General features: G+C 73.0%; 18 protein-coding genes. 14 read left to right on the top strand and 4 right to left on the bottom strand.

Going from position 1 to position 20,864, the window contains the following annotated elements; genetic code table 11:
* Position 1: 1 nt before the first annotated feature.
* Positions 2 to 2,155: a DUF4157 domain-containing protein gene (locus AB0D59_RS00090; protein ID WP_362558781.1), complete on the bottom strand. Its 2,154-nt coding sequence runs from the start codon at positions 2,153 to 2,155 to the stop codon at positions 2 to 4.
* 235 nt (positions 2,156 to 2,390) lie between these two features.
* Here AB0D59_RS00090 and AB0D59_RS00085 point away from each other — a divergent pair, with 235 nt between their 5' ends.
* From AB0D59_RS00085 to AB0D59_RS00070, 4 genes are all read left to right on the top strand, one after another.
* Positions 2,391 to 3,974 (top strand): phage tail sheath subtilisin-like domain-containing protein, encoded by a 1,584-nt coding sequence (locus tag AB0D59_RS00085; protein WP_362558778.1) that lies wholly within the window; start codon positions 2,391 to 2,393, stop codon positions 3,972 to 3,974.
* Between the two features lie 61 nt (positions 3,975 to 4,035).
* A complete protein-coding gene (locus tag AB0D59_RS00080) occupies positions 4,036 to 4,479 on the top strand; it encodes a phage tail protein (RefSeq protein WP_189262970.1) in 444 nt (147 codons plus the stop codon).
* Positions 4,479 to 4,949, top strand: a complete 471-nt coding sequence (locus AB0D59_RS00075) for a hypothetical protein (protein ID WP_362558775.1) — start codon at positions 4,479 to 4,481, stop codon at positions 4,947 to 4,949. Before AB0D59_RS00080 ends, AB0D59_RS00075 begins: the two co-directional genes overlap by 1 nt.
* Positions 4,946 to 5,113: a DUF6760 family protein gene (locus AB0D59_RS00070; protein ID WP_351316879.1), complete on the top strand. Its 168-nt coding sequence runs from the start codon at positions 4,946 to 4,948 to the stop codon at positions 5,111 to 5,113. Before AB0D59_RS00075 ends, AB0D59_RS00070 begins: the two co-directional genes overlap by 4 nt.
* Before the next feature lie 134 nt (positions 5,114 to 5,247).
* On the opposite strand, the gene AB0D59_RS00065 is transcribed toward AB0D59_RS00070, so the two are convergent.
* A complete protein-coding gene (locus AB0D59_RS00065) occupies positions 5,248 to 6,618 on the bottom strand; it encodes a hypothetical protein (protein ID WP_362558772.1) in 1,371 nt (456 codons plus the stop codon).
* Between the two features lie 1,255 nt (positions 6,619 to 7,873).
* Between AB0D59_RS00065 and AB0D59_RS00060 the strand changes: the two genes are divergently transcribed.
* From AB0D59_RS00060 to AB0D59_RS00025, 8 genes are all read left to right on the top strand, one after another.
* Positions 7,874 to 8,743, top strand: coding sequence for a hypothetical protein (locus tag AB0D59_RS00060; RefSeq protein WP_362558770.1), 870 nt, complete (start codon positions 7,874 to 7,876; stop codon positions 8,741 to 8,743).
* A 39-nt stretch (positions 8,744 to 8,782) separates the two neighbouring features.
* Positions 8,783 to 9,205 carry a phage tail protein gene (locus AB0D59_RS00055; RefSeq protein WP_093500599.1) on the top strand — a complete coding sequence of 141 codons (423 nt, stop codon included), beginning with the start codon at positions 8,783 to 8,785 and terminating at the stop codon, positions 9,203 to 9,205.
* A gap of 70 nt (positions 9,206 to 9,275) precedes the next feature.
* Complete coding sequence (locus tag AB0D59_RS00050; RefSeq protein WP_351696172.1) at positions 9,276 to 9,998, top strand: LysM peptidoglycan-binding domain-containing protein; 723 nt, start codon at positions 9,276 to 9,278, stop codon at positions 9,996 to 9,998.
* A complete protein-coding gene (locus AB0D59_RS00045) occupies positions 9,998 to 11,908 on the top strand; it encodes a VgrG-related protein (RefSeq protein ID WP_362558768.1) in 1,911 nt (636 codons plus the stop codon). Before AB0D59_RS00050 ends, AB0D59_RS00045 begins: the two co-directional genes overlap by 1 nt.
* Positions 11,909 to 11,948: 40 nt before the next feature.
* A complete protein-coding gene (locus tag AB0D59_RS00040; RefSeq protein ID WP_351696176.1) occupies positions 11,949 to 12,392 on the top strand; it encodes a GPW/gp25 family protein in 444 nt (147 codons plus the stop codon).
* Positions 12,393 to 12,397: 5 nt separating this feature from the next.
* A complete protein-coding gene (locus tag AB0D59_RS00035; RefSeq protein ID WP_362558766.1) occupies positions 12,398 to 14,359 on the top strand; it encodes a putative baseplate assembly protein in 1,962 nt (653 codons plus the stop codon).
* A gap of 28 nt (positions 14,360 to 14,387) precedes the next feature.
* Positions 14,388 to 14,957, top strand: coding sequence for a phage tail protein (locus AB0D59_RS00030; RefSeq protein WP_362558764.1), 570 nt, complete (start codon positions 14,388 to 14,390; stop codon positions 14,955 to 14,957).
* Positions 14,954 to 16,345 (top strand): zinc ribbon domain-containing protein, encoded by a 1,392-nt coding sequence (locus tag AB0D59_RS00025; protein ID WP_362558761.1) that lies wholly within the window; start codon positions 14,954 to 14,956, stop codon positions 16,343 to 16,345. Before AB0D59_RS00030 ends, AB0D59_RS00025 begins: the two co-directional genes overlap by 4 nt.
* 106 nt (positions 16,346 to 16,451) lie before the next feature.
* Here AB0D59_RS00025 and AB0D59_RS00020 read toward each other — a convergent pair whose 3' ends face one another.
* Positions 16,452 to 17,369: a glycosyl hydrolase gene (locus AB0D59_RS00020; protein WP_362559801.1), complete on the bottom strand. Its 918-nt coding sequence runs from the start codon at positions 17,367 to 17,369 to the stop codon at positions 16,452 to 16,454.
* Between the two features lie 210 nt (positions 17,370 to 17,579).
* Positions 17,580 to 18,047: a MarR family transcriptional regulator gene (locus AB0D59_RS00015; RefSeq protein WP_362558759.1), complete on the bottom strand. Its 468-nt coding sequence runs from the start codon at positions 18,045 to 18,047 to the stop codon at positions 17,580 to 17,582.
* 101 nt (positions 18,048 to 18,148) lie between these two features.
* Here AB0D59_RS00015 and AB0D59_RS00010 point away from each other — a divergent pair, with 101 nt between their 5' ends.
* Positions 18,149 to 19,114 (top strand): zinc-binding alcohol dehydrogenase family protein, encoded by a 966-nt coding sequence (locus AB0D59_RS00010; RefSeq protein WP_362558756.1) that lies wholly within the window; start codon positions 18,149 to 18,151, stop codon positions 19,112 to 19,114.
* Between the two features lie 63 nt (positions 19,115 to 19,177).
* Positions 19,178 to 20,617, top strand: a complete 1,440-nt coding sequence (gndA, locus tag AB0D59_RS00005; RefSeq protein WP_362558753.1) for an NADP-dependent phosphogluconate dehydrogenase — start codon at positions 19,178 to 19,180, stop codon at positions 20,615 to 20,617.
* Positions 20,618 to 20,864 lie beyond the last annotated feature (247 nt).

The following is a 20,864-nucleotide window of genomic DNA, read 5'->3' as shown; positions in this document are numbered from 1 at the left end:
GTCAGATGTCGTCGTCGGAGTCGTAGATCACGTTCCGGCGCCGGCTCCGGTACCGCGACGGCATCCGGGGGGCGTCGTACTCGTCCTCGTACACCTGCTGGCTGCTCACCGGCTCGTCGTAGTCGACGGGCGGGGCCGCGTAGTTGCGGTGCTGCGAGGCCGCCCGGCTGCGGTGGCGTGAGGCACGGCTCCGGCTGCGGGCGTGGCGGGAACTGCGCGAGGGCCGGGACTCCTCCGCCAGGTAGTCGGCACCGCCGCCGTACTCGACATAGGCGTCGAGGTCGGCCTGGGTCAGCGTGGCAGGCCCCCGGCTCTGGCTGCGCTCGACCCGCCGCCGGCTGCGGCTGCGCTGCCGGGGTGTCGGCGGGGCGTACAGGTCGTCGTCGAGGTACGGGTCGACCTCGACCGGGCGCCGCCGGCTGCGGCTGCGCCGGCTCCGGCTGCGGGCGGGTTCGGCCACCCCGGCGGCCATGTCCTCCTCGTACAGGCTCCCCCGGTTCAGCTGCCGGCCGCGCGGCTGATCGTCGTAGTACTCGGTGTCGGCCCGGCTCGGAGCCAGGCTCGGGCCCCTGCTCGCTGCCCGTCGGCGGCTCCGGGAGCGCCTGCGGCTGCGCGCCTCGCGGTCGTCCTCGCGCTCGCGGTAGTTCGACGGGCCGCCGCGCTCCTCGGGACTGTCGCTGCGCCGGTCGGCCTCCACGTAGTACGTCTTGCGGCGGCTGGCCACCGCGGCGCTCTTGTCCTTGCCGGAGATCCGGTGCGAGTAGCCGTACTCCTCCAGGTCCGCTTCGGGGTCGGGGCCCGACCTGACCCGCATCCCGGGGGGCACGGCCTTGCGGTTCTCCAGGCCGTAGAAGCTGTCGTGCGTGCTCCGGCTCTTGTACTGGCGCGGGTCCGGAGCCGTGATGCTCACCGAGACGTCGTCACGGTTCATCCGCCGGGGCAGCCGGTTGGTGTCGCCGACCAGTTTCTGGGTGGAGTAGCCCTTCATACGGCCCGTGCGCGGCATCTGGAAGTGCAGGTTGGCGCCCTCGTCGACATGCCGCAGCCGCTCCGCCGCGTCCGGCCGGCTCAGGTCCATGTTGGTCAGGATCGGCACCCCGAGCCGGCGCAGGTCCTCGCTGTTGCGCTGGTACTCCTGGTACTCGTCCTCGGGGTGTTCCTCGAACGTCGTGATGCCGATCTCGTCCGCCCTGCCGGGGTCCCTGCGCAGCCGCGCACGGGCCGCCGAGGCGTCGGCCTCGGACAGGTAGACCGTGCTCCGGCCCTCCAACCGCTCCTCGGCCGGACGGGCCCGGCCCGGCGGATGGATACCGCCCACCCGGGCGCGCGGGCCGAGGATGTCCGCCGGGGCGACGTCGACCCGGCCGAAGCGCTCGGTGTCGAAGACCTCGTCGCCGTTCGACCGGGCCCGGACATAACGGCCGACCTCGCGATTGCCGTCGAGGTAGAACTCGAAGAGCTGCCCCGCGTCCGCCGGGTGCATCCGGCTGGCCGGGGGACGGCTCCTGCCGCTCCCCCTGGGCATCCGGGCCACCGGAACGGCGCCCGCGGGCGCGGCGGCCGCCGCGGCCTGCGGCGGTGCGGCCGGCACGCTGCCGCCGTTCCTGATCCGGTGGGCGATGGACTCGGCCTCCTGCTCGTGCCGGTCGCTGGGGTCGGAGAGATGCACCCCACCGCTGCTGGTGCCCTCCACCGGGCCGCGCTGCTGCTGCCAGGTGTGCGCCAGCTCGTGCAGCATGGTGTGTTCGTCCGCGCCGCCCGCGCCGACGACGATGTGCCGGCCGGAGGTGTACGCGCGGGCCCCGAACTCGGCCGCCGAGCGCTCCGCCTCGGGGCCGGTGTGCATGACGACATCGCTGAGGTTGGTGTTCAGGCCCCGCTCCGCCTTGCCGCGGATCACCGGGTCGACCGGGCGGCCGGGCGTGGCCAGCACCCCGAGCACCGACGAACGCTGCACGGAGGCGTCCTTCCCGCCGTGCCCGCAGCCGGCGTCGTGCTCGTGCCGCTCCTCTTCGAAGGCCCGGGCCAGGGCCGCGTTGCCCACCCGGCGCTGGAGTGCGAGCATCCGCCGCGCGGTGGTGTCGACAGGCGCCGAGGCACCCCGGTTCTGCCGCTGTTTCGGGTCCTGCCGGTCCTGGGACTCCTGTGCGCGCACGCTGCTCCCCTCACGATGGGCGTCCCCAGCCTTAACCGCCCGAGCCCGGGGCCGGGAGGGCCGTGGGGGCAGACCCGGGGGCAGAGCAGCCCTGCCGTGGGGCAGAGGGGGCGGGTCACCTGCCCTTGGGGGCAAAGAGGTTGCCCGCGAGCAGGCACCGGAGGACGTTCCGGGATGCGCGCTTCGCGCGTGAGGGTGGGAATGTTCCTGTCTCGTACCCCGAGGAGAGCAGAGCATGCCGTCCTACCTGTCGCCCGGCGTCTACGTCGAGGAGGTGGCCAGCGGCTCGCGCCCCATCGAGGGGGTGGGCACGTCGGTGGCGGCCTTCGTGGGCCTGGCCCCGACCGGTCCGCTGAACGAGCCGACGCTGGTGACCAACTGGACGCAGTACGTCGCGTCCTTCGGTGAGTTCACCGACGGGTACTACCTCGCGCACTCCGTCTACGGCTTCTTCAACAACGGCGGCTCGGCGGCCTACGTCGTCCGTGTCGGCGGCACCCGGGAAGGCGCCGAGAACGCCGCCAACGCGCCCGCCGCCGTCGGGAGTTCGGCCGCGCCGGCCGCGCTGCCGCCCGGCGAGGCCAAGCAGCTCGGCACCTTCACCGTGAGCGCGCTGGCCTCGGGTGACCTGAGCGTCGAGGTCGCCGACCCGGAGGGCGAGGGCCCCGCCGAGCGCTTCAAGCTGGTCGTCAAGGACGGCGGCAAGGCCGTCGAGACCTTCGACGTGACCGCGAAGAAGGGCGGCCGCAACTACGTCGTCACGCAGGTCAAGGAGCGCTCCAAGCTCATCACCGTGACCGAGGCCGCGCCCGCCGCGCAGCTGGCCCGTCCGGAGAACCAGACGGTGGCCCTCGTGGCCCCGACCCCTGCCCCGGCGTCCGCGTCCCCCGTCGCGGACGCCGGCTCTCACCCCGGCCCCGCCGAGTACCTCGGCGACTCGGCGGACCGCACCGGCTTCGGCGGCCTGGAGGCCGTCGACGAGGTGTCCATGGTGGCCGTGCCCGACCTGATGGCCGCCTACCAGCGCGGCGCGATCGACCTGGAGGCCGTCAAGGCCGTCCAGCTCGGCCTGATCGCGCACTGCGAGCTGATGGGCGACCGGGTCGCGGTCATCGACCCGCCGCCCGGCCTCAACGCCCGCCAGATCCGGGTCTGGCGCCAGGAGACGGCCGGCTACGACTCCAAGTACGCGGCCCTGTACTACCCCTGGATCAAGACCTTCGACCCGGCCTCCGGCCAGTCCCGGCTGATCCCGCCGTCCGGCCACGTGGCCGGCGTCTGGGCCCGCAACGACGCCGAGCGCGGTGTCCACAAGGCCCCCGCGAACGAGGTCATCCGGGGCGCCGTGGACCTGGAGCTCCAGATCACGCGTGGCGAGCAGGACCTGCTGAACCCCATCGGCGTCAACTGCATCCGCGCCTTCCCGGGCCGGGGCATCCGCATCTGGGGCGCGCGCACGCTGTCCTCCGACCCGGCCTGGCGCTACCTGAACATCCGCCGGTACTTCAACTACCTGGAGGAGTCGATCCTGATCGGCACCCAGTGGGTGGTCTTCGAGCCCAACGACCACAACCTCTGGGCCCGCATCCGGCGCAACATCTCCGCGTTCCTGGTCAACGAGTGGCGCAGTGGCGCCCTGTTCGGGCAGCGGCCCGAGGAGGCGTACTACGTCAAGTGCGACGAGGAGACCAACCCGCCGGAGTCGGTCGACGTCGGCCGCGTGATCTGCGAGATCGGCATCGCGCCGGTCAAGCCCGCCGAGTTCGTGATCTTCCGGCTGGCCCAGTTCTCCAGCGGCAGCGGCGAGCTCCAGGAGTAGCGGGCCCCGGGTCCCAACCCCCTTGTTTCCCAGGCATCTTGAGAAGAACGGGCAGTAACACATGAGTCTCCAGCCGGGTGACGCCCTCACATCGCACAATTTCGGCCTGCAGATCGACGGCGTGATGGTCGAGTACCTCGCCGAGGTCAGCGGCATGACGATGGAACAGGACGTCATCACCTACCAGCAGAACACGCCGGACGGGAAGAACCACGTCCGCAACCTGCCGGGCGTGAAGAAGAACGGCACCTGCACGGTCGTACGCGGTATGACCCAGTCCTCGTCGTTCACCCAGTGGATCAACGAGTCGATCAACGGCCAGATGGCCACGGCCCGCAAGAACGCCTCCATCATCATGATGGACTTCGAGAACAACCCGGTGAAGCGCTACAACCTGCGCAACGCCTGGTGCAGCAAGATCGACACCAGCACCGTGAAGGCGGGCGAGGCGGCCGCGCTGACCGAGACCGTGACCATCACGTTCGAAGAACTGGTCATCGAGTAATGAGGCGTTCGGCTGTCAGGGCCGGGGGAGTGGGTGCGCCGCTCGCACCGGAGGAGCCGGCGCCCCAGGCCCCTCAGCAACCGGAGACGCCCGTCGAGGTGCTGCGCACGGAGTTCCCGTTCCAGCTGCCCCGCGGGTACGTCGACGAGCAGGGCACCGTCCACCGCGACGGCGTGATGCGGCTGTCGACGGCGCGGGACGAACTGATCCCGCTGCGGGACGTACGCGTCCAGGAGAACCCCGCGTTCCTGTCGGTGGTGCTGCTGGGCCGGGTCATCACCCGGCTGGGCACGCTCGCCTTCGTCCACGACGGGATCGTGGAGAACATGTTCGCCTCCGACCTGGCGTTCCTGCAGGACTTCTACCGCCAGATCAACGCGGAGGGCCACACCCGGGCCGCGGTCAACTGCCCGCACTGCTCGGAGCCCTTCGAGGTGGAACTCGGCGGGAGCCGCCTGGGGGAATCGTGACGTACGCGACCGACCGGCTGCACGAGGAGATCGCGTACGTCGCCTACCACTTCCACTGGAGCCTGGAGGACATCCTGGACCTGGAGCACGCCGACCGCCGCCGCTACACGGCGGAGATCGCGTCCCTGGTGACCCGGGCGGCCTCCGCAGGGGCGGAGGGCTGACCGGTGGGGTTGTGGGATCGGATACGGGGGCGCGGGGCGGCAGCGACCGAGGCCGAGGCCGCTGTCGAGGCGCCGCGTCCTGTCGAGGCACCGCGGCCCGTGGTGGCGGCGGCCTGGTCCGGGCTGCCGCCGATTCACCGTGCGCTGGGGACGGCGGGCGGGCCGGTCGCGGACCCGGGGTTCGGCGGCCGGCTGCCGACCTGGCAGAACCCGTCGTTCATGGGCACGCGCTCACACGCGGTCCTGGACGGCGAGTCGAGCGCGGCCCTGTCCGGCGGCGGCCGCACCGGGACGACGGGCACGGGGGCCGTGTCCGGCATGGAACGCCCGGTGCAGAGGCTGCCGTTGTCGGGGCCGGTTGATTCGGCCGGCCCGACGGCAGCGGCGGGGCTGACGGGTTCGCCCGGTGGCCGGCGCTCGACGGTTCCGGTGGTGCCGCTGCGGGCGGTACGAGCAGGGTCTTCGGCACCGGCGGGCGGGGGTGGTGGCTCGGCCGGGGGTGGTGGGTCGGTCGGGAGTGGTGGGTCGGCCGGGAGTGGTAGGTCGGTCGGGAGTGGTGGGTCGGCTTCGGCTATGGGGTCGGCTGCGGTTACGGGGTCGGCTGCGCCTGTGGGAACGGCTGGGGTTATGCGTTCGGCTGGGGTTGGGGTTGGGACTGGGGCTACGCGTTCGGCTGGGGCTGGGGCTGGGGCTGGGGCTGGGGCTGGGGCCGGGGGTTCCGGTGCCGGTTCGGCTGGGGTTGCGGGTGCGGCTGGTTTCGTGAGGTCGGCCGGGTCTACCGGGTCCACTGGATCGGTGGGTTCGGCAGGGCCGGTGGTGCAGCGTGCGCCGGTGGTGCAGCGGGTGCCGTCGGCGGGGCGGCGCGGCGGCGGTGCGACCGCGCCGACGCCGGGGGCAGGAGCGGGAGCCGTACTGAGCGGAGGGAGTGCGCCGATGCCGGCGCCCCCGTCGGCCTCCTCCAACCCGTCCACTCCGTCGTCCTCGACCCCGTCGGCCTCCTCGACCTCGCCCACTTCGCCGATGTCCTCGACTCTCTCGGTCTCCCCGACCCCGTCGGTCTCCCCGACTTCGTCCACTTCGCCGATGTCCTCGGCCCCTTCGACCTCCGCGACTCCGTCGGTCTCCTCGGCCTCGTCCACCTCGTCGGCTTCCTCGACCTCGTCCACCCCATCGGCGTCCTCGACCTCGTCGGCCTCCTCAGCCGCGCCGATCCCGCCGATTTCGCCCATCCCGTCGGCTTCTTCGACTCCGTCGGCTTCCTCGACCCCGTCCGTTTCCCCGGCCGCGTCCGTTTCCCCGGCTGGACCGGCGCCCGCGATGTCCTCGACCTCATCGCTTTCCCCGGCCTCCTCCGGCAAGGGGACCTCTGGGGACGGGCGGCGGGCGGCGCCTGCTGTGCAGCGGGCGGTCCCCTCGGTGGCCGTCGTTCCGGCTGCGGTGCCGGTGGCCTGGGCGCCGCAGTCGGCTCCGGTCGCTCCGGCTCCGGCCACCGGTCCGCGGGTCACGGCCGCACCTCCCGTCCCGCGTCGCCGCAGTGCGCTGACGCATGCGCCGGTGGGCACGTCGGTGACGGCCGTGCAGCGGCGGACGTTGCCGTCGGCGCCCAGGACGCCGGCGAGCCAGAGCGCGGTGCAGGCGGCGGGTGAGGGTGACCGAGCCGGGGGCGGAACGGCGGCGGACGGGGGCGTACAGCGTGCGGTCGAGGCCGGGGACGCGGTGCCGGTGAGCGGCGGCTGGTCTTCGCCTCCGCGCCATGGTGGCCGTACCTCCCCCGATACCGCCGTGCCCGCCCCCGGGGTCGCTCCGTCCGTACCGGCACCGGCACCCGCCGTCGTACAGCGGTCCGCGTCCGGTGGCCTTGGCACGGCGGCGGCTCCCGTGTCTCCCGGGACCACGGGACGTACGACACCTCCGCGTACCCCTTCCACGCCCCCCGTGGCACCCCCGGTGTCCCCGCCGCCCGCGCCGTCCACCGTTTCCCCGGACCGCGGCGGGCCTTCCGGCGGGTCCGGCGCCGGGACGCAGACCCCGGTGCAGCGGCAGACGGTGAGCGGTGCCCCGGGCGGAGGCCCCGCGACGCCCCCCGTACAGCGCCGTACGGCCACCGGCTCGGCCGCCCCGCGTACCCCCGTCGCGGAAAGCGGTCGTACGGCGGAGAGTTCGGCACCGCGGCCCACGACCGGCGCCACCACCGAAGCCGCCGCCGCTTCGCCCACCGCCGCAACCGTGCTCCCTGCCGTGCCGCAGAGTGGGCGGGCGTCGGCCTCCCCGGCCGCGAGCGGTGGCCGCGAGGCGCCCGTGCAGCGGCGGGTCACGGAGGGCGCGGCCGCCACCGACGCCGTACCGGCTGCCGTGCCGATGCCCGCGCGTGAGCCCAACGAGGCCGCCCCGGAAGGTACTTCGGCAGCGACCCGGCCCGCAGAGCCGGCCCCCGGCTCCCCTCGCCCGGGCCTCGGCGCCCCCCTTACGGGTACCGCCGGCGAGGCGGCTGTGCGGCGGCGGACGACGGAGAGGTCCTCGGCCCCCTCCTCCCCCGACGTACAGACACCGCCGCGTCCGCGTGAGCGGGCAGACGCCCCGTCCACCGGCCCGGCCACGACGGCCCGGCCCGCGTCGGCGCCGCCGCGGGTTCCCGCTTCCCCTCCCGTGCAGCGTGCCGCGACGACCGCACCCGGCGCACACCGCCTCGGTCTCGGCGCGCCCATGACCGGCCCGGCCGCCGGCGCGGCTCCCGCGAGGCGCGCCGGTCGCGGGGCGGCTGTGCCGGCCGTGCAGCGGCGGCAGGCGTCGAGCGGTTCGGCGGACCGTCGGCCGGCCGCCGTCTCCCGCCCGGCGCTGGAAACACCCCCGCAGGGACGGCGAGCTGCCGCACCGGACCTGCCGACGCCGTCGGCCGAGCGCGCCCGGCCCGCCCCGGCCCCCGCCACCCCTGCGACGACGCTTCCAGCAGCCCCTTCCCTCCCCGCCGCGACGGGCCCTTCGCCGCTTCCCCCCTTCGTCCAGCGTGCCGCCGCTTCCGGCCTCGGCGGCCACCCGGCAGCCGGCCGGCACCGGTCGCAGCCTCCCCTGCCCGCGGCCGCCACCCCGTCCCCCACCGGTCCGGCGGCGGCGCCCCGGCCCCCCTTCGTCCAGCGAGCGGCAACTCCCGCCGCCCTGCCCGTCGAACCGAGCACCTCCGCCACGCCCGCTCAGCCCGTCCCCCTGCGCCCCACCACCCCGATCTCCGCCGCCACCCCGCTTCCCGTGGCGCCCCTCAACCGCCCCACCGTGCAGCGCGACGCTCTCCCCACGAGCACCGTGAAGGAGACGCCGACCGCCGGCACCCGCCCCGAGGCCTCCGTGCCCCGGGCCGAGAGGCAGTCGCCGCCTCCCAACGACCCGCCACCCTCGTACTCGGGCTCCGCCGCCGGCTCCGGCTCTGGTTCCGGTTCTGGTTCCGGCTCGTCCTCCGACGACCCGCCCCCCGGATACAAGGCGGTCGAGGAGGGCGGCTTCGACCCCCGCGCGCTCACCGAGTTCCAGGTGGACGCCCTGGTCCACCGGATCATCGACCGGATCACCCGTCACGTCCGCACCGAACTCCGCCGCGACCGCGAACGCGTGGGAAAGCTCCGCGACTTCCGCTCCTGACCACGACGACCGCGCAACGACCCACAGAAAGGCCCCCCGATGGATCGCCAGGACCCGGGAACCACAGTCTGGTTCAGCCTCTCCATCGACGGCGAGGACCTCGGCTACTTCAACGGGTGCGAGGGGCTGTCGTCGCAGGTGGAGATCGAGCAGCGGCAGGAGGGCGGCAACAACGGGTTCGTGTGGCAGCTGCCGACCCGTGTCACCTTCTCCCACATCCGGCTGACCCGCCCGCTCACCCCGGACACCTCGAAGGTCGCGAAGTGGATCTCGTCCGTGCAGACGGGGATCGAGCGGCCCACCGGGCAGATCACGGCGCTGCGCGCGGACGGTTCGGAGGTGGCCCGGTGGGGGCTGCTGGACGTGCTCCCGGTGAGCTGGCAGGGGCCCTCCCTGGACGCGGGCAATCCGTCCGTGGCCACGGAGGTCCTGGAGATCGCTCACCACGGCTTCACCGACTGAGCGAGCAGAGCGGCACAGAGCGAACAGCGTGGGCAGAGCGAGCAGAGCGGACTGAGAGGCAGATCAGATCATGGCCAGGAGCAGCCGGGGCGCCGGCAAGAGCCTCGTGCGGGCCACCCTCGCGATACACGAACCGCCCGTGGGCACCAGCACCAGCCCGGGCGGCATCATCAAGACGTTCGGCTTCGAGTTCAACCCGGCGGAGCTGTCGATCGCCCGCCGGGCGGACTGGAAGTCGTCGGCGGCGCCGATCGAACGGGACGGCGCGCTGCCGGAGTTCCTCGGCACCCACCCGCGCGAGATGAGCGTGGAGATCTTCCTGGACCGGTCCGACGACCCGGACAGCAACGACGTGATGAAGAAGGTGGAGTCGTTGCTGGCCTGTTGCGAGGTGACCAGCAAGAGCATCGCGGCCAAGCAGCCGTCGCCGCCCTGGGTGGTGTTCCAGTGGGGCTCGTTCTCGACGGCCCACTTCACGGCGTACGTCGCCTCCGTCGACGTCTCCTACTCCCTGTTCGGGACGAGCGGGATGCCGATCCGGGCCAGCTGCCGGCTCCAGCTGCACGAGATCCCGAGCAAGACCGCGGGACAGAACCCGACGTCCGGCGCGCTCACCGCGCAGCGCGTGCACCGGGTCGTGGCCGGGGACTCGTTGCAGTCGCTGGCCTGGCGGGAGTACGGGAACGCGGCCGCCTGGCGGGCGATCGCGGACGCGAACGGGATCGACGACCCGGGGTGGCTGCCCGCGGGGACGGAACTGGTGTTGCCGGCCGCCGAGGAGGTGCGGTCCTGATGGTGAAGCACGCTTTCTCGAACGTCGTCAAGGTCGTCATCGGCGGCAAGGAACTGACCGCCACCTCGGAGTACGGGCGGTATCTCGTCGACGCCCACGTGGACCAGGGCGTCGGGGTGCCGGCCGCCTTCCAGCTGACCTTCCGCGATCCGTCGCGCAAGCTGCTGGGCAAGCTGGGCGTCCAGTTCGGCACCCCGGTGGTGATCACGCCGGTCTCCGACGGGCAGGGCACCGGAGACCCGCTGCTCACCGGTGAGGTCACGGGGATGGAGGCCGAGTACGACGGCACCGGCAGCTATGCGGTGGTCCGGGGCTACGACTACGGGTTCCGGCTGATGCGGCAGCGCCGCGTCGTCGCCTACCGCAACCAGACGGCCTCCGACATCGCCCGCAAGCTGGCCGCGCAGGACGGCGTGCCGATCGGGCGGATCCAGGCCACCAGGACCGTCTACGAGTTCATCAGCCAGTCGAATGTCAGCGACTGGGACTTCCTGGCCCGGCTCGCCGACGAGAACGAGATGGTCATGTCGGTGGACGCGGACGGCAAGTTCCAGTTCGTGAAGCAGAAGAGCGCCTCGGGAGCGCCCTCGCCCCAGACCGACGGCGACAAGAGCCCGTTCGTGCTGGAGGCCGGCCACGACATCCTGCGGCTGCGCACCGCGGTCACCGCCTCCGACCAGGTGAACAAGGTCGAGTCACGCGGCTGGGACGTGCGGACCAAGAAGACGCTCACGGCGACCGTCACGCCCGCCAGTAACACCGGCTACAGCATCGGCACCACCCCGGGCGCCGCGGCCGGCGAGTTCAAGACGTCGAAGCTGGTCGAGACGCGTACGCCGTACGACAAGCAGTCCGAGGTGAAGTACGCGGCCGACGCCCTCTCCGACGACGTCACCTCGACGTTCGCCGAGGTGGAGGTGGTCGTGCGGGGCAACCCGAAGCTGCGGCCGGGGGTTCCGGTGGCGCTCGCGGACGTCGGGGACCCCTTCGAGGGCAAGTACACGGTCACCTCGGTACGGCACGTCTTCGGCGACGCCAAGCACTACGAGACCTGGGTGACGGTCAGCGGCCGCCAGTGGCGGTCCCTGTACGGCGTGGCCTCGGGCGGCGCCTCGGACGCCGCTGCCGACCGGCAGCCCAGCGTGGCGCAGGCCCTGGTCACCGACGTACAGGATCCGTTGCAGCAGGGGCGGGTGAAGATCAAGTTCCCGTGGCTGGACGACACCTACGTCAGCGACTGGACCCGGACCGTGCAGTGGGGCGGGGTGCGCGGCGGCGGGGTCTTCCCGATGGACGTCGGTGACGAGGTGCTCGTCGCCTTCGACCGGGGCGCCCTCGACCACGCGTACGTCATCGGTGGCCTCTACAACGGCAAGGACAAGCCGACCAGGGTCAAGGACGTACCGCTGCACGACGGCATGCGCGGCCGGGCCACCCGGCACACCGTCTCCGACCGGGTCGGCAACCGGATGGACCTGCTCGACCAGCGGGGCCGTAAACAGGGCGTCCGGCTGGCCAGCGGCGACGGCAAACTCACCGTCTTCCTGGACCGGCAGCAGACCGAGATCACCGTGGACAGCAAGGGCAGCGTCTCCATCAAGGGCAGCAGGTCGGTGTCGGTCGAGGCCGGCGCCAACCTGTCCCTGAAGGCGGGCGGCGCGCTCAGCCTCCGGAGCGGGGGACCGCTGTCCATCCAGAGCGCGGAACTCGTCGACATCAAGTCCCCCGCGGGCGCGGTCTCCGTGAACGCCGCCGCCGTGAACCTGATGGCGAACGCCGCCCTGTCGCTGCGCGGCAACGCCGCCGTCGCGATCAGCTCCTTCACCACCGTGGGGATCCAGGCCCCGGAGGTGCCGGTCCTGGGCAACCTGATGATGGGCGGACTGACCGTGATGGTGATCCCGGCATGAGCGGGCGCGAGGTCTTCCCCGAGGGGCGGGTGCGGGGCTGATGGCAGAGCAGTTCGTCGGCTCCGGCTGGTCGTTCCCGTTGCGGATCGGACCCACTGGCGGCATCGCCCTGGTCAGCGGCGAGAAGGAGGTGGAGGAGGCCATCCGCCTCATCCTCTCCACCGCCCCGGGCGAACGCCCGATGCGGCCGGAGTTCGGCTGCGCCATCCACGACCTCGTCTTCGCCCCGGTCAACGAGCAGACCGCCGGCCGTATCCAGCACGAGGTGTACGCCAGCCTCGACCGCTGGGAGCCCCGGATCGAGGTCGAGGACGTCGAGGTGACCACCGGCGCCGACCCGAGCGTGCTGATGATCGACGTCCGGTACTCGATCCGCGGCACCAACAACCCGCGCAGCCTGGTGTTCCCCTTCTACGTCATCCCCTCCCACGACGAGCCGGACCTGCCTCCCGCCTCCTCGGACTCCTCCGAAAGCGACCGCTGATCCCGATGGCCCTGCCCTCCCCGAACCTCGACGACCGCCGCTTCCAGCAGTTCGTCGACGACGCCAAGCGTTACATCCAGCAGCGCGCCCCGGAGTGGACCGACCACAACGTCTCCGACCCCGGCATCACGCTGGTGGAGACGGTCGCGCACATGGCCGACCAGATCGTGTACCGCCTCAACCGGGTCCCGGAGAAGAACCATCTGGCCTTCCTGGACCTGGTCGGCATCACGCTGTTCCCGCCGTCAGCCGCCCGTACGGACGTGACGTTCTGGCTGTCGGCGGCCCAGGAGGAGCCGGTGCCGGTGCCGGTCGGCACGGAGGTGGCGACCCGCCGTACCGAGACGCAGGAGGCGGTGGTCTTCGCGACCGAGCGCGAACTGACCATCGTCCCGAGCGAGTTGCGGCACCTGCTGCGGCAGCAGCAGGGTTCGGCCGTCGTCGACCTCACCCACGAACTCGCCGAGGGCAAGGACCTGTTGTGCTTCACGGAGTCCCCGAACCCCGGTGACTGCATGCTGCTCGGCCTCTCCGCCGCCGTCCCGCACTGCGCGGTCGCCCTCGATCTGGACAGCCGGGTCGACGGTGTCGGTGTGGACCCGCGCCAGCCCCCGCTGGTGTGGGAGGCGTGGACGGAGGACGGCTGGCGGGAGTGCGAGGTCGACCGGGACGGCACGGGCGGCCTCAACCGCCCCGGCGAGGTCGTGCTGCACGTCCCCGGCGGTCACGTCCTGTCCCGCAACGGCGGCCTGGAGGCGAGCTGGCTGCGCTGCCGGGTCACCGAGCCGCGTGCCGACCAGCCCTTCTACACCACCTCCCCGACGGTCCGGTTCGTCGAGGCCTGCACCGTGGGCGGCACGACCGGCGCCGTGCACGCGGAGACCGTGGAGGACGAGGCGCTCGGCGAGTCGACGGGCCTGCCCGGCCAGCGCCTGCGGCTCGCCCACGCCCCCGTCGTCGGGGACACCCCGCCGCTGCTCCTGCAGACCGCCGAGCACGACGGCGAGGGCGGCTGGGTGGACTGGCAGGTCGTCCCGCACTTCGCGGCCTCGGGACCCTACGACCGGCACCTCACCCTCGACGCGACCACCGGCGAGATCGCCTTCGGCCCCGCGGTCCGCGAACCGGACGGCTCGCTGCGCCAGTACGGCACGGTGGCCCCGAAGGGCGCGGTCATCCGGGCCCGCCGCTACCGCACGGGCGGCGGCCGGGACGGCAACGTGGCCCGGGGGGCCGTACAGATCCTGCGCTCCTCCATCCCGTACGTCGCGGAGGTCGTCAACCGGGAGGCCGCGCGCGGCGGAGTGGACGGCGAGACGGTCGCCGAGGCGAAGGTCCGCGCCCCGATCACGCTCCGTGCCCAGGAGCGGGCGGTGACCCTGCGCGACTACGAGGAGCTGGCCCGCCGCGCCGCCCCCGAGACGGCCCGCATCACCTGCCTGGAGGGCGAGGAGGGCGAACACGGGTCGTACGCGGTACGGGTGCTGGTGGTGCCGCAGGCCGTGCCCGACCCGGGCGGCCGACTGCGCTTCGAGCAACTCGTCCCCGGCGACGCCCTGTTGGACCGCATCACCCGCTACCTGGACGAACGCCGGCTGATCGGGACCCGGTTGGCGGTCGGGCCGCCCTTCTACCAGGGCGTCACGGTCGTCGCCACCGTCCACGCCTTCCGTGGCGTGGACGTCGACCGGGTCCGCCGCCAGGCCCACGACGCGCTCTACCGGCACCTGGACCCGCTGACCGGCGGCGCGGACGGCAAGGGCTGGCCGTTCGGGCGCCCGGTGCAGTCGGGCGAGGTCTTCGCGGTGCTGCAACGCGTCCCCGGCGTCGAACTGGTCGACGAGGTGGTGCTGCACCCCGCCGATCCGCTGACCGGCAAGCGCGGTGACCCGACCGACCGCATCGACCTGGACGCCCCGTCCCTGGTCTTCTCCTACGACCACCGGGTCCGGGTGATCGGCGAATGACCGTCAACGACTCGACAGGAGGCGTCCGTTGAGAGGGTCCATCGACGGCCTCGGCTCCTCCGCGCCCATCGGCGCGATGCTCCCGGCGGTCTTCGCCGACGACGACCTGGCGCTGCGCTTCGTCGCCGGCCTGGACGACGTGATCGCCCCGATCCCGAACACCCTCGACTGTCTGCCCAGTTACTTCGACCCGGCCCTGGCCCCGCTGGACTTCGCGGAATGGCTCGGCACCTGGGTCGGCGCGGAGACCGACGGCACGGAAGCGGAACCCCTGCTCCGGGCGGCCGTGGCGGCAGCCGCCTATCTGCACCGCATCCGGGGCACCCGCCTCGGCCTGTCCGAGGCGGTCCGGCTGGCCTTCGGCGTGACACCGGAGATCACGGAGAGCGGCGGCGCCGACTGGAACGCCCGCCCGCTGGGCCCCTTCCCCGGCGAACCCCGCCCCCGCCTGCACGTCCACCTCGCGCTGCCCTCCCCCACCCCGGCCGACGAGGTCCGCCTGGAACACCTCGTGGCGGCCGCCCGCCCCGCTCACATGCCCTACACGGTCCAGGTGACCGCTTCTTCTTCGTCCGCCGAAAGGACCCCGCAGCGATGACGACCAACCGGAACTGCACGGAGTGCGGCACGGTCGCCGAACCGGGCCAGTCCTTCTGCGACGCCTGCGGCTCGGTACTGAGCTGGGCGGCCAACGGGGGCGAGGCCCCCCAGCAGGCGCCCGCCCCCGAGCCGGCACCGGCCCCGGCTCCGGGCGCCCCGGCTCCGGGCGCCCCGGGCTGGGACGCCTTCACCCGCAGAGACGGCGGTACGGGCTTGGCCACCCCTCAGCGGGACCTCCAGGGAACGGCAACGACAGCGCCCCTTCAGGGGCGCGGGGCCGAATCGGATGTGCGGCTACCGTCGCGTGAGCGCGACCAGCCCTCGCCCCCCGTCACCACCCCCACGGCCGAGACCACCCCCCTCCCCGCACCCACTCCCGTCCCCGCACCCACTCCTATCCCCGCTCCCGCCCCCAGCCGCGCTCCCGCTCCACAAGCCGCCGACACCGTCGCCCAGCCCTCGCAGGGACCCGCCGAAGGCGACCACGACCGGGCCCGCCGCCTGCTCATCCCCGTGACGGACCCCAACCCCCCCACCCCGGCGCCCTCTTCCGTCACCCCCGTCCTCCCCGGCCGTCCCACCCCCCAACGCCCCCAGTCCGTCCGCGCCCCCGGCGAGGACCTCGGCGCCCACGGCGGCACCCCCTGCCCCTGGTGCGCCACCCCCAACCGCCCCGACCGCCACTTCTGCACCCGCTGCGCGATGCCCATGGCAGGCCACGGCCACACCGCGCCTTCGGCCCCCCGCCCCTGGTGGCGCCGCATCTTCGACTTCCGCAACCGGGAGACCCCCTGGGCCGGCGACCGCCCCCGCCTGCGCCGTGCCTTCGACCGCGTGCTGACCTGGATCGGCGCGGTCGTCGTCATCGCGCTCGTCGCGGTCCTGGCGTTCAACATCCCGAACGCGGTGAGCGCCACCCGTGACCACTTCGCCAAGCGCGCCCAGGTCTCCCCGGACAAGGTCAGCGCGTCCCGCTCGTACGCCGGGCACAAGCCGGACCTCGTCTTCGACAAGCTGAACAACACCTGGTGGGGCCCCGGCGTGGTCCAGGGCGGCGTGGGCGAGTGGATCGAGGCGCGCTTCGACGAACCGACCCCCCTGCTGAACGTCGTCATCTCCTCCGGCGAGTCGAAACGCTTCGACCAGCTGAAGAAGTCGGCCCTGCCGCACCGGATGAAGGCGACCATCAAGACGTCCGACGGCAAGACCGAGACCCGGGAGATCACCCTCGACCAGACGGCCGGCGGCCAGACCCGCGACTTCCGCGCGAAGAACGTCATCTCGGTCCGCTTCACGATCGAGTCGTCGTACCAGGCCTCGGGGAGCACCCAGGTGGCCATCGCCGAAATAGAGTTCTTCGGCCCGTCGAGCGCGAACTCGTCCTGAGAAAGCCGGGTTCTCGGTGATGCGAGAACCCGGCCATGGCCGAGAAGGACGCGGGGGAGAGCCGCACCGCGCGCAGGAGCCGGCCGGGCCCGGAGAGCTGAAGGCCCTATTTCCTCATCAGGGACCGGTAGACGGCCGTGGACCTGGGGTTGCCCCGGCAGCCCCACACCCCGTGCGGGCAGTAGTCGGTGATGCTCTGGTAGAGCGCGCGGTTGTCCGCGAACCACTTCACCATGCCCTTTACGTACGCCGGGTCGTCGCCGTTCTCGTACAGCCCCCACTCGGGATAGGAGACGGGCTTCCCGTGCGCGCGGGCGAAGGTGACCTGGGCCCGCAGCCCGTACGGCTCCATGACCTGTTCCGCGAAGGACATCCCGCGTGGGGAGTCGTAGGCGTCCATGCCGATGATGTCCACGAACCGGTCCCCCGGATAGCACCGGGTCCAGGGGATCGCGTCCCGCCCCCGGTTGGGCGTGAAGTCGAACCGGAACCGCTGGCCCGGCACCGACCGCATCGCGGTGACGATCCGCACCCAGTACGCCTTCCAGGCGGCCGGGTCCGGTCCGCAGCGGTGGGTGTACGTCACCCCGTTCATCTCCCAGCCGAGCACCACGACGGTGTCCGGTGCGCCGACCGCCACCAGCCGCCGGGCCAGCGCCCGGAAGTGCCCGTCGTACCGCCCCTGTGCCCCGAACCGGAGTTGTCGGCGCACCTCGGCGTCGGGCAGATGCGCCTCCGTCTCCTCCAGCATGGGCACGTTGAGCACGAGGAGCCGGTCGGGCTCGGCCCGCCGCCAGTTCGCCCACAGCCGTACGAAGTCGGGGGCGCCCTCGATGTTCCGCCACACGTCACCGGGGAGGTAGGTGTGCCCGACCCGGGGTTCGTCGTCCCCCAGCCAGCTGCCGAGCGCGCTCACCCGGCGCACGCCTTCGGCGCCGTAACCGACGTACGCCCCGAAGGGGCCGGGGGCGGCGGGCCGCGCGGTCTCCGGGCGGGAGACGGGGAGGAGGAACAGGGCGACCATCGTGGCGACCAGGAGGAACCTCAGACGTGCCATGGGGTGCAGTCTGGCCGTTCCAGGAGGGCGAGTTGCCCGTTGCGGGCATCTTGGACTGCTGTGCGAGGACGCTGGCCGCCGACGCCCCGGCACGATCGGATCCCCGGACGAACGCCCCCGGCCCGGGGCGGCCCCACACGCCGGGTGCCGTGACTTTCGCCCGTTCGGGTCCGGCGCTCAGATCGGGGTGTGGCGGCTGACCAGGGCGCTCGCGAGCAGGGAGAGCCGGCTGCGCTGGTCGTCGGTGAGGTGCGCGGTGAGGTCGCGGATCTGCTGCTCGGCCTCGGCCGCGCAGCGCCGGGCCAGGTTCTGCCCCTCGGGGGTGATCGACACCAGGAGGCTCCGCTTGTCGTGCGGCGAGGGGGACCGGCGGACCAGGTCCCGGCGTTCGGCGCGGTCGACCAGGCCGGTCATGCTCGACTTGTCCAGGCCCAGGTGACGGGCGAGTTCCTGCATACCGGGCGTGCGGTCGCGCACCACGCCGAGCAGCCGCAGCTGGACGACCGACAGACCGTGTTCCGCCGCGACCTTCCCGAGCGCGGCCTGCACCAGGAACGACAGCTGGGCGAGGCCGTCCACGATCCCCAGGTCCGCCACTTCGGCGGTCGGGTGCCCCGCGTCCTTGGATTCCGGTTCGTCCGACATGGGCGCCATCCTACGAGGGTTAGTACGTGCCGCCAACCACTTGACTTGGTACGTGGTGCCAACTAATTTAATTGGTGTCACGTACTAAACGAGGAGTCGTCATGCACGCTGCCGTCGTCCGTTCGTTCGACCGCCCGCCTCGCTTCGAGGAGTTCGCCGCCCCCGTGCCCGCCGAGGACAAGCCGCTGGTGGAGATGGTCGCCGCCGGCCTGCACCCCCGGGTCCGCTCCGGTGCCGACGGCACGCACTACACCAGCGACGGCCGGCTCCCCCTGATCCCCGGCATCGACGGCGTGGGCCGGCTGCCCGACGGGCGCCTCGTCTACTTCGTCGCCGGCGACGAGGACCCGGGCACCATGGCCGAGCAGGCCCTCGTCGACCCGCGCCGCTCCGTCCCGCTCCCCGACGACGCCGACCCGGTGACCATCGCCGCCGCCATGAACCCCGCCATGTCCTCCTGGGTGGCACTGCGCCGCCGGATCACCTTCCAGCCCGGGCAGCGCGTCCTGGTCCTCGGCGCCACCGGCAACGCGGGCCGGATGGCCGTACAGATCGCCCGGCACCTCGGCGCCGACCGGATCGTCGCCGCCGGCCGCGACCCGCGGCGCCTGGAACTGCTCTCCGGCCTCGGCGCCACGGACGTGGTCTCGCTGGCCGGGGACCCGGACAAGGACTTCGCCCGGCTCGGCGAAGCCGCCGCGGACGTCGACGTCGTCATCGACTACACCTGGGGCGCACCCACCGAGCGGGCCGTCCCGGCCGTGCTGACCCGGCGCACCGACCGCAGCGCCCCGCTGGACTGGATCCAGATCGGCTCCCTGGCCGGACCGGAGATCACCCTGCCGTCCGCCGTGCTGCGCGCCGCCAACCTGCGGCTCATGGGCAGCGGTCAGGGCTCCGTCACCGCCCGCGGGATCGTCGCCGAACTGCCCTCCCTGATGGCCGAACTCACCCGGGGCACCATCACCGCCGACGCCCTGCCGGTACCGCTGTCCCAGGTCGAGGAGGCCTGGACCGCGCCCGTCGAGCCCGGCCGGCGGATCGTCTTCACCCCGTCCGGAGACTGAACGCCCGGCCCTCGTCCGCCCGTACTTGCGGGGACAGCGTTCGTCCGCAGATCGGAGTCCCCCGTGCACGCATCCGCAGCCATCGGCGTGACCGGCCTCGGAGTGATGGGCCGCAACCTGGCCCGGAACTTCGCCCGGCACGGCTACCCGGTCGCCGTCCACAACCGCACACCCGCCCGCACCCGCGCCCTGGTCGAGGAGTACGGACACGAGGGCACGTTCGTCGGCGCCGAGACCGCCGCGGACTTCGTCGCCGCCCTCGAACGCCCCCGGCGGCTCATGATCATGGTGCAGGCGGGGGCCGCCACCGACGCCGTCATCGACGAGTTCGCGCCGCTCCTCGAACCCGGTGACATCGTCATCGACGGCGGCAACGCCCACTTCGCCGACACCCGCCGCCGCGAGGCCGCCCTGCGCGAGCGGGGGCTGCACTTCGTCGGGGTCGGGGTGTCCGGCGGCGAGGAGGGCGCGCTCAACGGGCCGTCCGTCATGCCGGGCGGCTCCGCGGAGTCGTACGCCGTCCTCGGGCCGATGTTCGAGGACATCAGCGCGAAGGTCGGCGGCGAGCCGTGCGCCACGCACGTCGGCGCGGACGGCGCCGGGCACTTCGTGAAGATGGTGCACAACGGCATCGAGTACGCCGACATGCAGCTCATCGCCGAGGCCTACGACCTGCTCCGCCAGGTCGGCGGGTACGCGCCGGCCGAGATCGCGGACATCTTCCGGGAGTGGAACGACGGCCGGCTCGGGTCGTATCTCATCGAGATCACCGCCGACGTGCTCGCCCACGTGGACGCCGCCACCGGCGCGCCCTTCGTCGACGTCGTCGCCGACGCGGCCGGACAGAAGGGCACCGGGCGCTGGACCGTCCAGACCGCGCTGGACCTGGCCTCGCCGGTCACCGCGATCGCCCAGGCGACCTTCGCCCGGGCCGCGTCCGGCCGCCGCGAACTGCGGTCCGCGTACGCCGGGTTGCCCGGCGGCACCACGCCCCCGCTGAGCGCCACCGAGGCCGACCGCTTCGCCTCCCGCGTCGAACACGCCCTGTACGCGTCGAAGGTCATCGCCTACGACCAGGGCTGGACGATGATCCAGGACGCGGCCGCCGAGTACGGCTGGAAGATCGACCTGGGCGCGGTGGCCCGGATCTGGCGGGGCGGCTGCATCATCCGCGCGTCCTTCCTGGACCGGATCCGCGCGGCCTACCGGGCCGACCCGGACCTCGTCAGCCTGCTGGCCGAGCGGGAGTTCGCGAAGGAGATCGCCGACGCGCAGGTGCCGTGGCGGGAGACGGTGGCCTCGGCGGCCCGCCGGGGCATCCCCGTCCCGGCGTTCTCGGCGGCCCTGTCCCACTACGACACGCTGCGGGCCGACCGACTCCCCGCGGCCCTTCTCCAAGGCCAGCGGGACTACTTCGGCGCGCACACGTACGGCAGGGTGGACCGGGAGGGGGCGTTCCACACCCACTGGGCGACAGAGGGGCGCCCTGAAACCCAGGGCTGAGCAGCGCCCCGTCTTTTAGGGGCGCGGGGCTGTATTTGATTTGCGGCTACCGCCGCGTGGGCGCGACAAGCCACGACGAAGCCGCGGACCGCTGACGGCATGTCGCGCCACTCTCGGCCGTCCGTGGCTGATCGCGCAGTTCCCCGCGCCCCTAACGGGCTGCCCCGCGATTGATGTTGGGGCGTGCTGGCCTGGGGGTTCGGCTGGTGGATGATTCAGCAGGCCGTGGTGCGGACGAGCACGAGCT

The sequence above is a fragment of the Streptomyces sp. NPDC048417 genome (genome assembly GCF_040651615.1).
Taxonomy (GTDB): Bacteria; Actinomycetota; Actinomycetes; order Streptomycetales; family Streptomycetaceae; genus Streptomyces.
This window is presented reverse-complemented; position numbering and strand designations above follow the sequence as displayed.

Coding starts and splice junctions, on each gene's coding strand:
- AB0D59_RS00085 (WP_362558778.1), top strand. CDS start 2,391: ATGCCGTCCTACCTGTCGCCCGGCGTCTACGTCGAGGAGGTGGCCAGC.
- AB0D59_RS00080 (WP_189262970.1), top strand. CDS start 4,036: ATGAGTCTCCAGCCGGGTGACGCCCTCACATCGCACAATTTCGGCCTG.
- AB0D59_RS00075 (WP_362558775.1), top strand. CDS start 4,479: ATGAGGCGTTCGGCTGTCAGGGCCGGGGGAGTGGGTGCGCCGCTCGCA.
- AB0D59_RS00055 (WP_093500599.1), top strand. CDS start 8,783: ATGGATCGCCAGGACCCGGGAACCACAGTCTGGTTCAGCCTCTCCATC.
- AB0D59_RS00050 (WP_351696172.1), top strand. CDS start 9,276: ATGGCCAGGAGCAGCCGGGGCGCCGGCAAGAGCCTCGTGCGGGCCACC.
- AB0D59_RS00045 (WP_362558768.1), top strand. CDS start 9,998: ATGGTGAAGCACGCTTTCTCGAACGTCGTCAAGGTCGTCATCGGCGGC.
- AB0D59_RS00040 (WP_351696176.1), top strand. CDS start 11,949: ATGGCAGAGCAGTTCGTCGGCTCCGGCTGGTCGTTCCCGTTGCGGATC.
- AB0D59_RS00035 (WP_362558766.1), top strand. CDS start 12,398: ATGGCCCTGCCCTCCCCGAACCTCGACGACCGCCGCTTCCAGCAGTTC.
- AB0D59_RS00025 (WP_362558761.1), top strand. CDS start 14,954: ATGACGACCAACCGGAACTGCACGGAGTGCGGCACGGTCGCCGAACCG.
- AB0D59_RS00020 (WP_362559801.1), bottom strand. CDS start 17,369: ATGGTCGCCCTGTTCCTCCTCCCCGTCTCCCGCCCGGAGACCGCGCGG.
- AB0D59_RS00015 (WP_362558759.1), bottom strand. CDS start 18,047: ATGTCGGACGAACCGGAATCCAAGGACGCGGGGCACCCGACCGCCGAA.
- AB0D59_RS00010 (WP_362558756.1), top strand. CDS start 18,149: ATGCACGCTGCCGTCGTCCGTTCGTTCGACCGCCCGCCTCGCTTCGAG.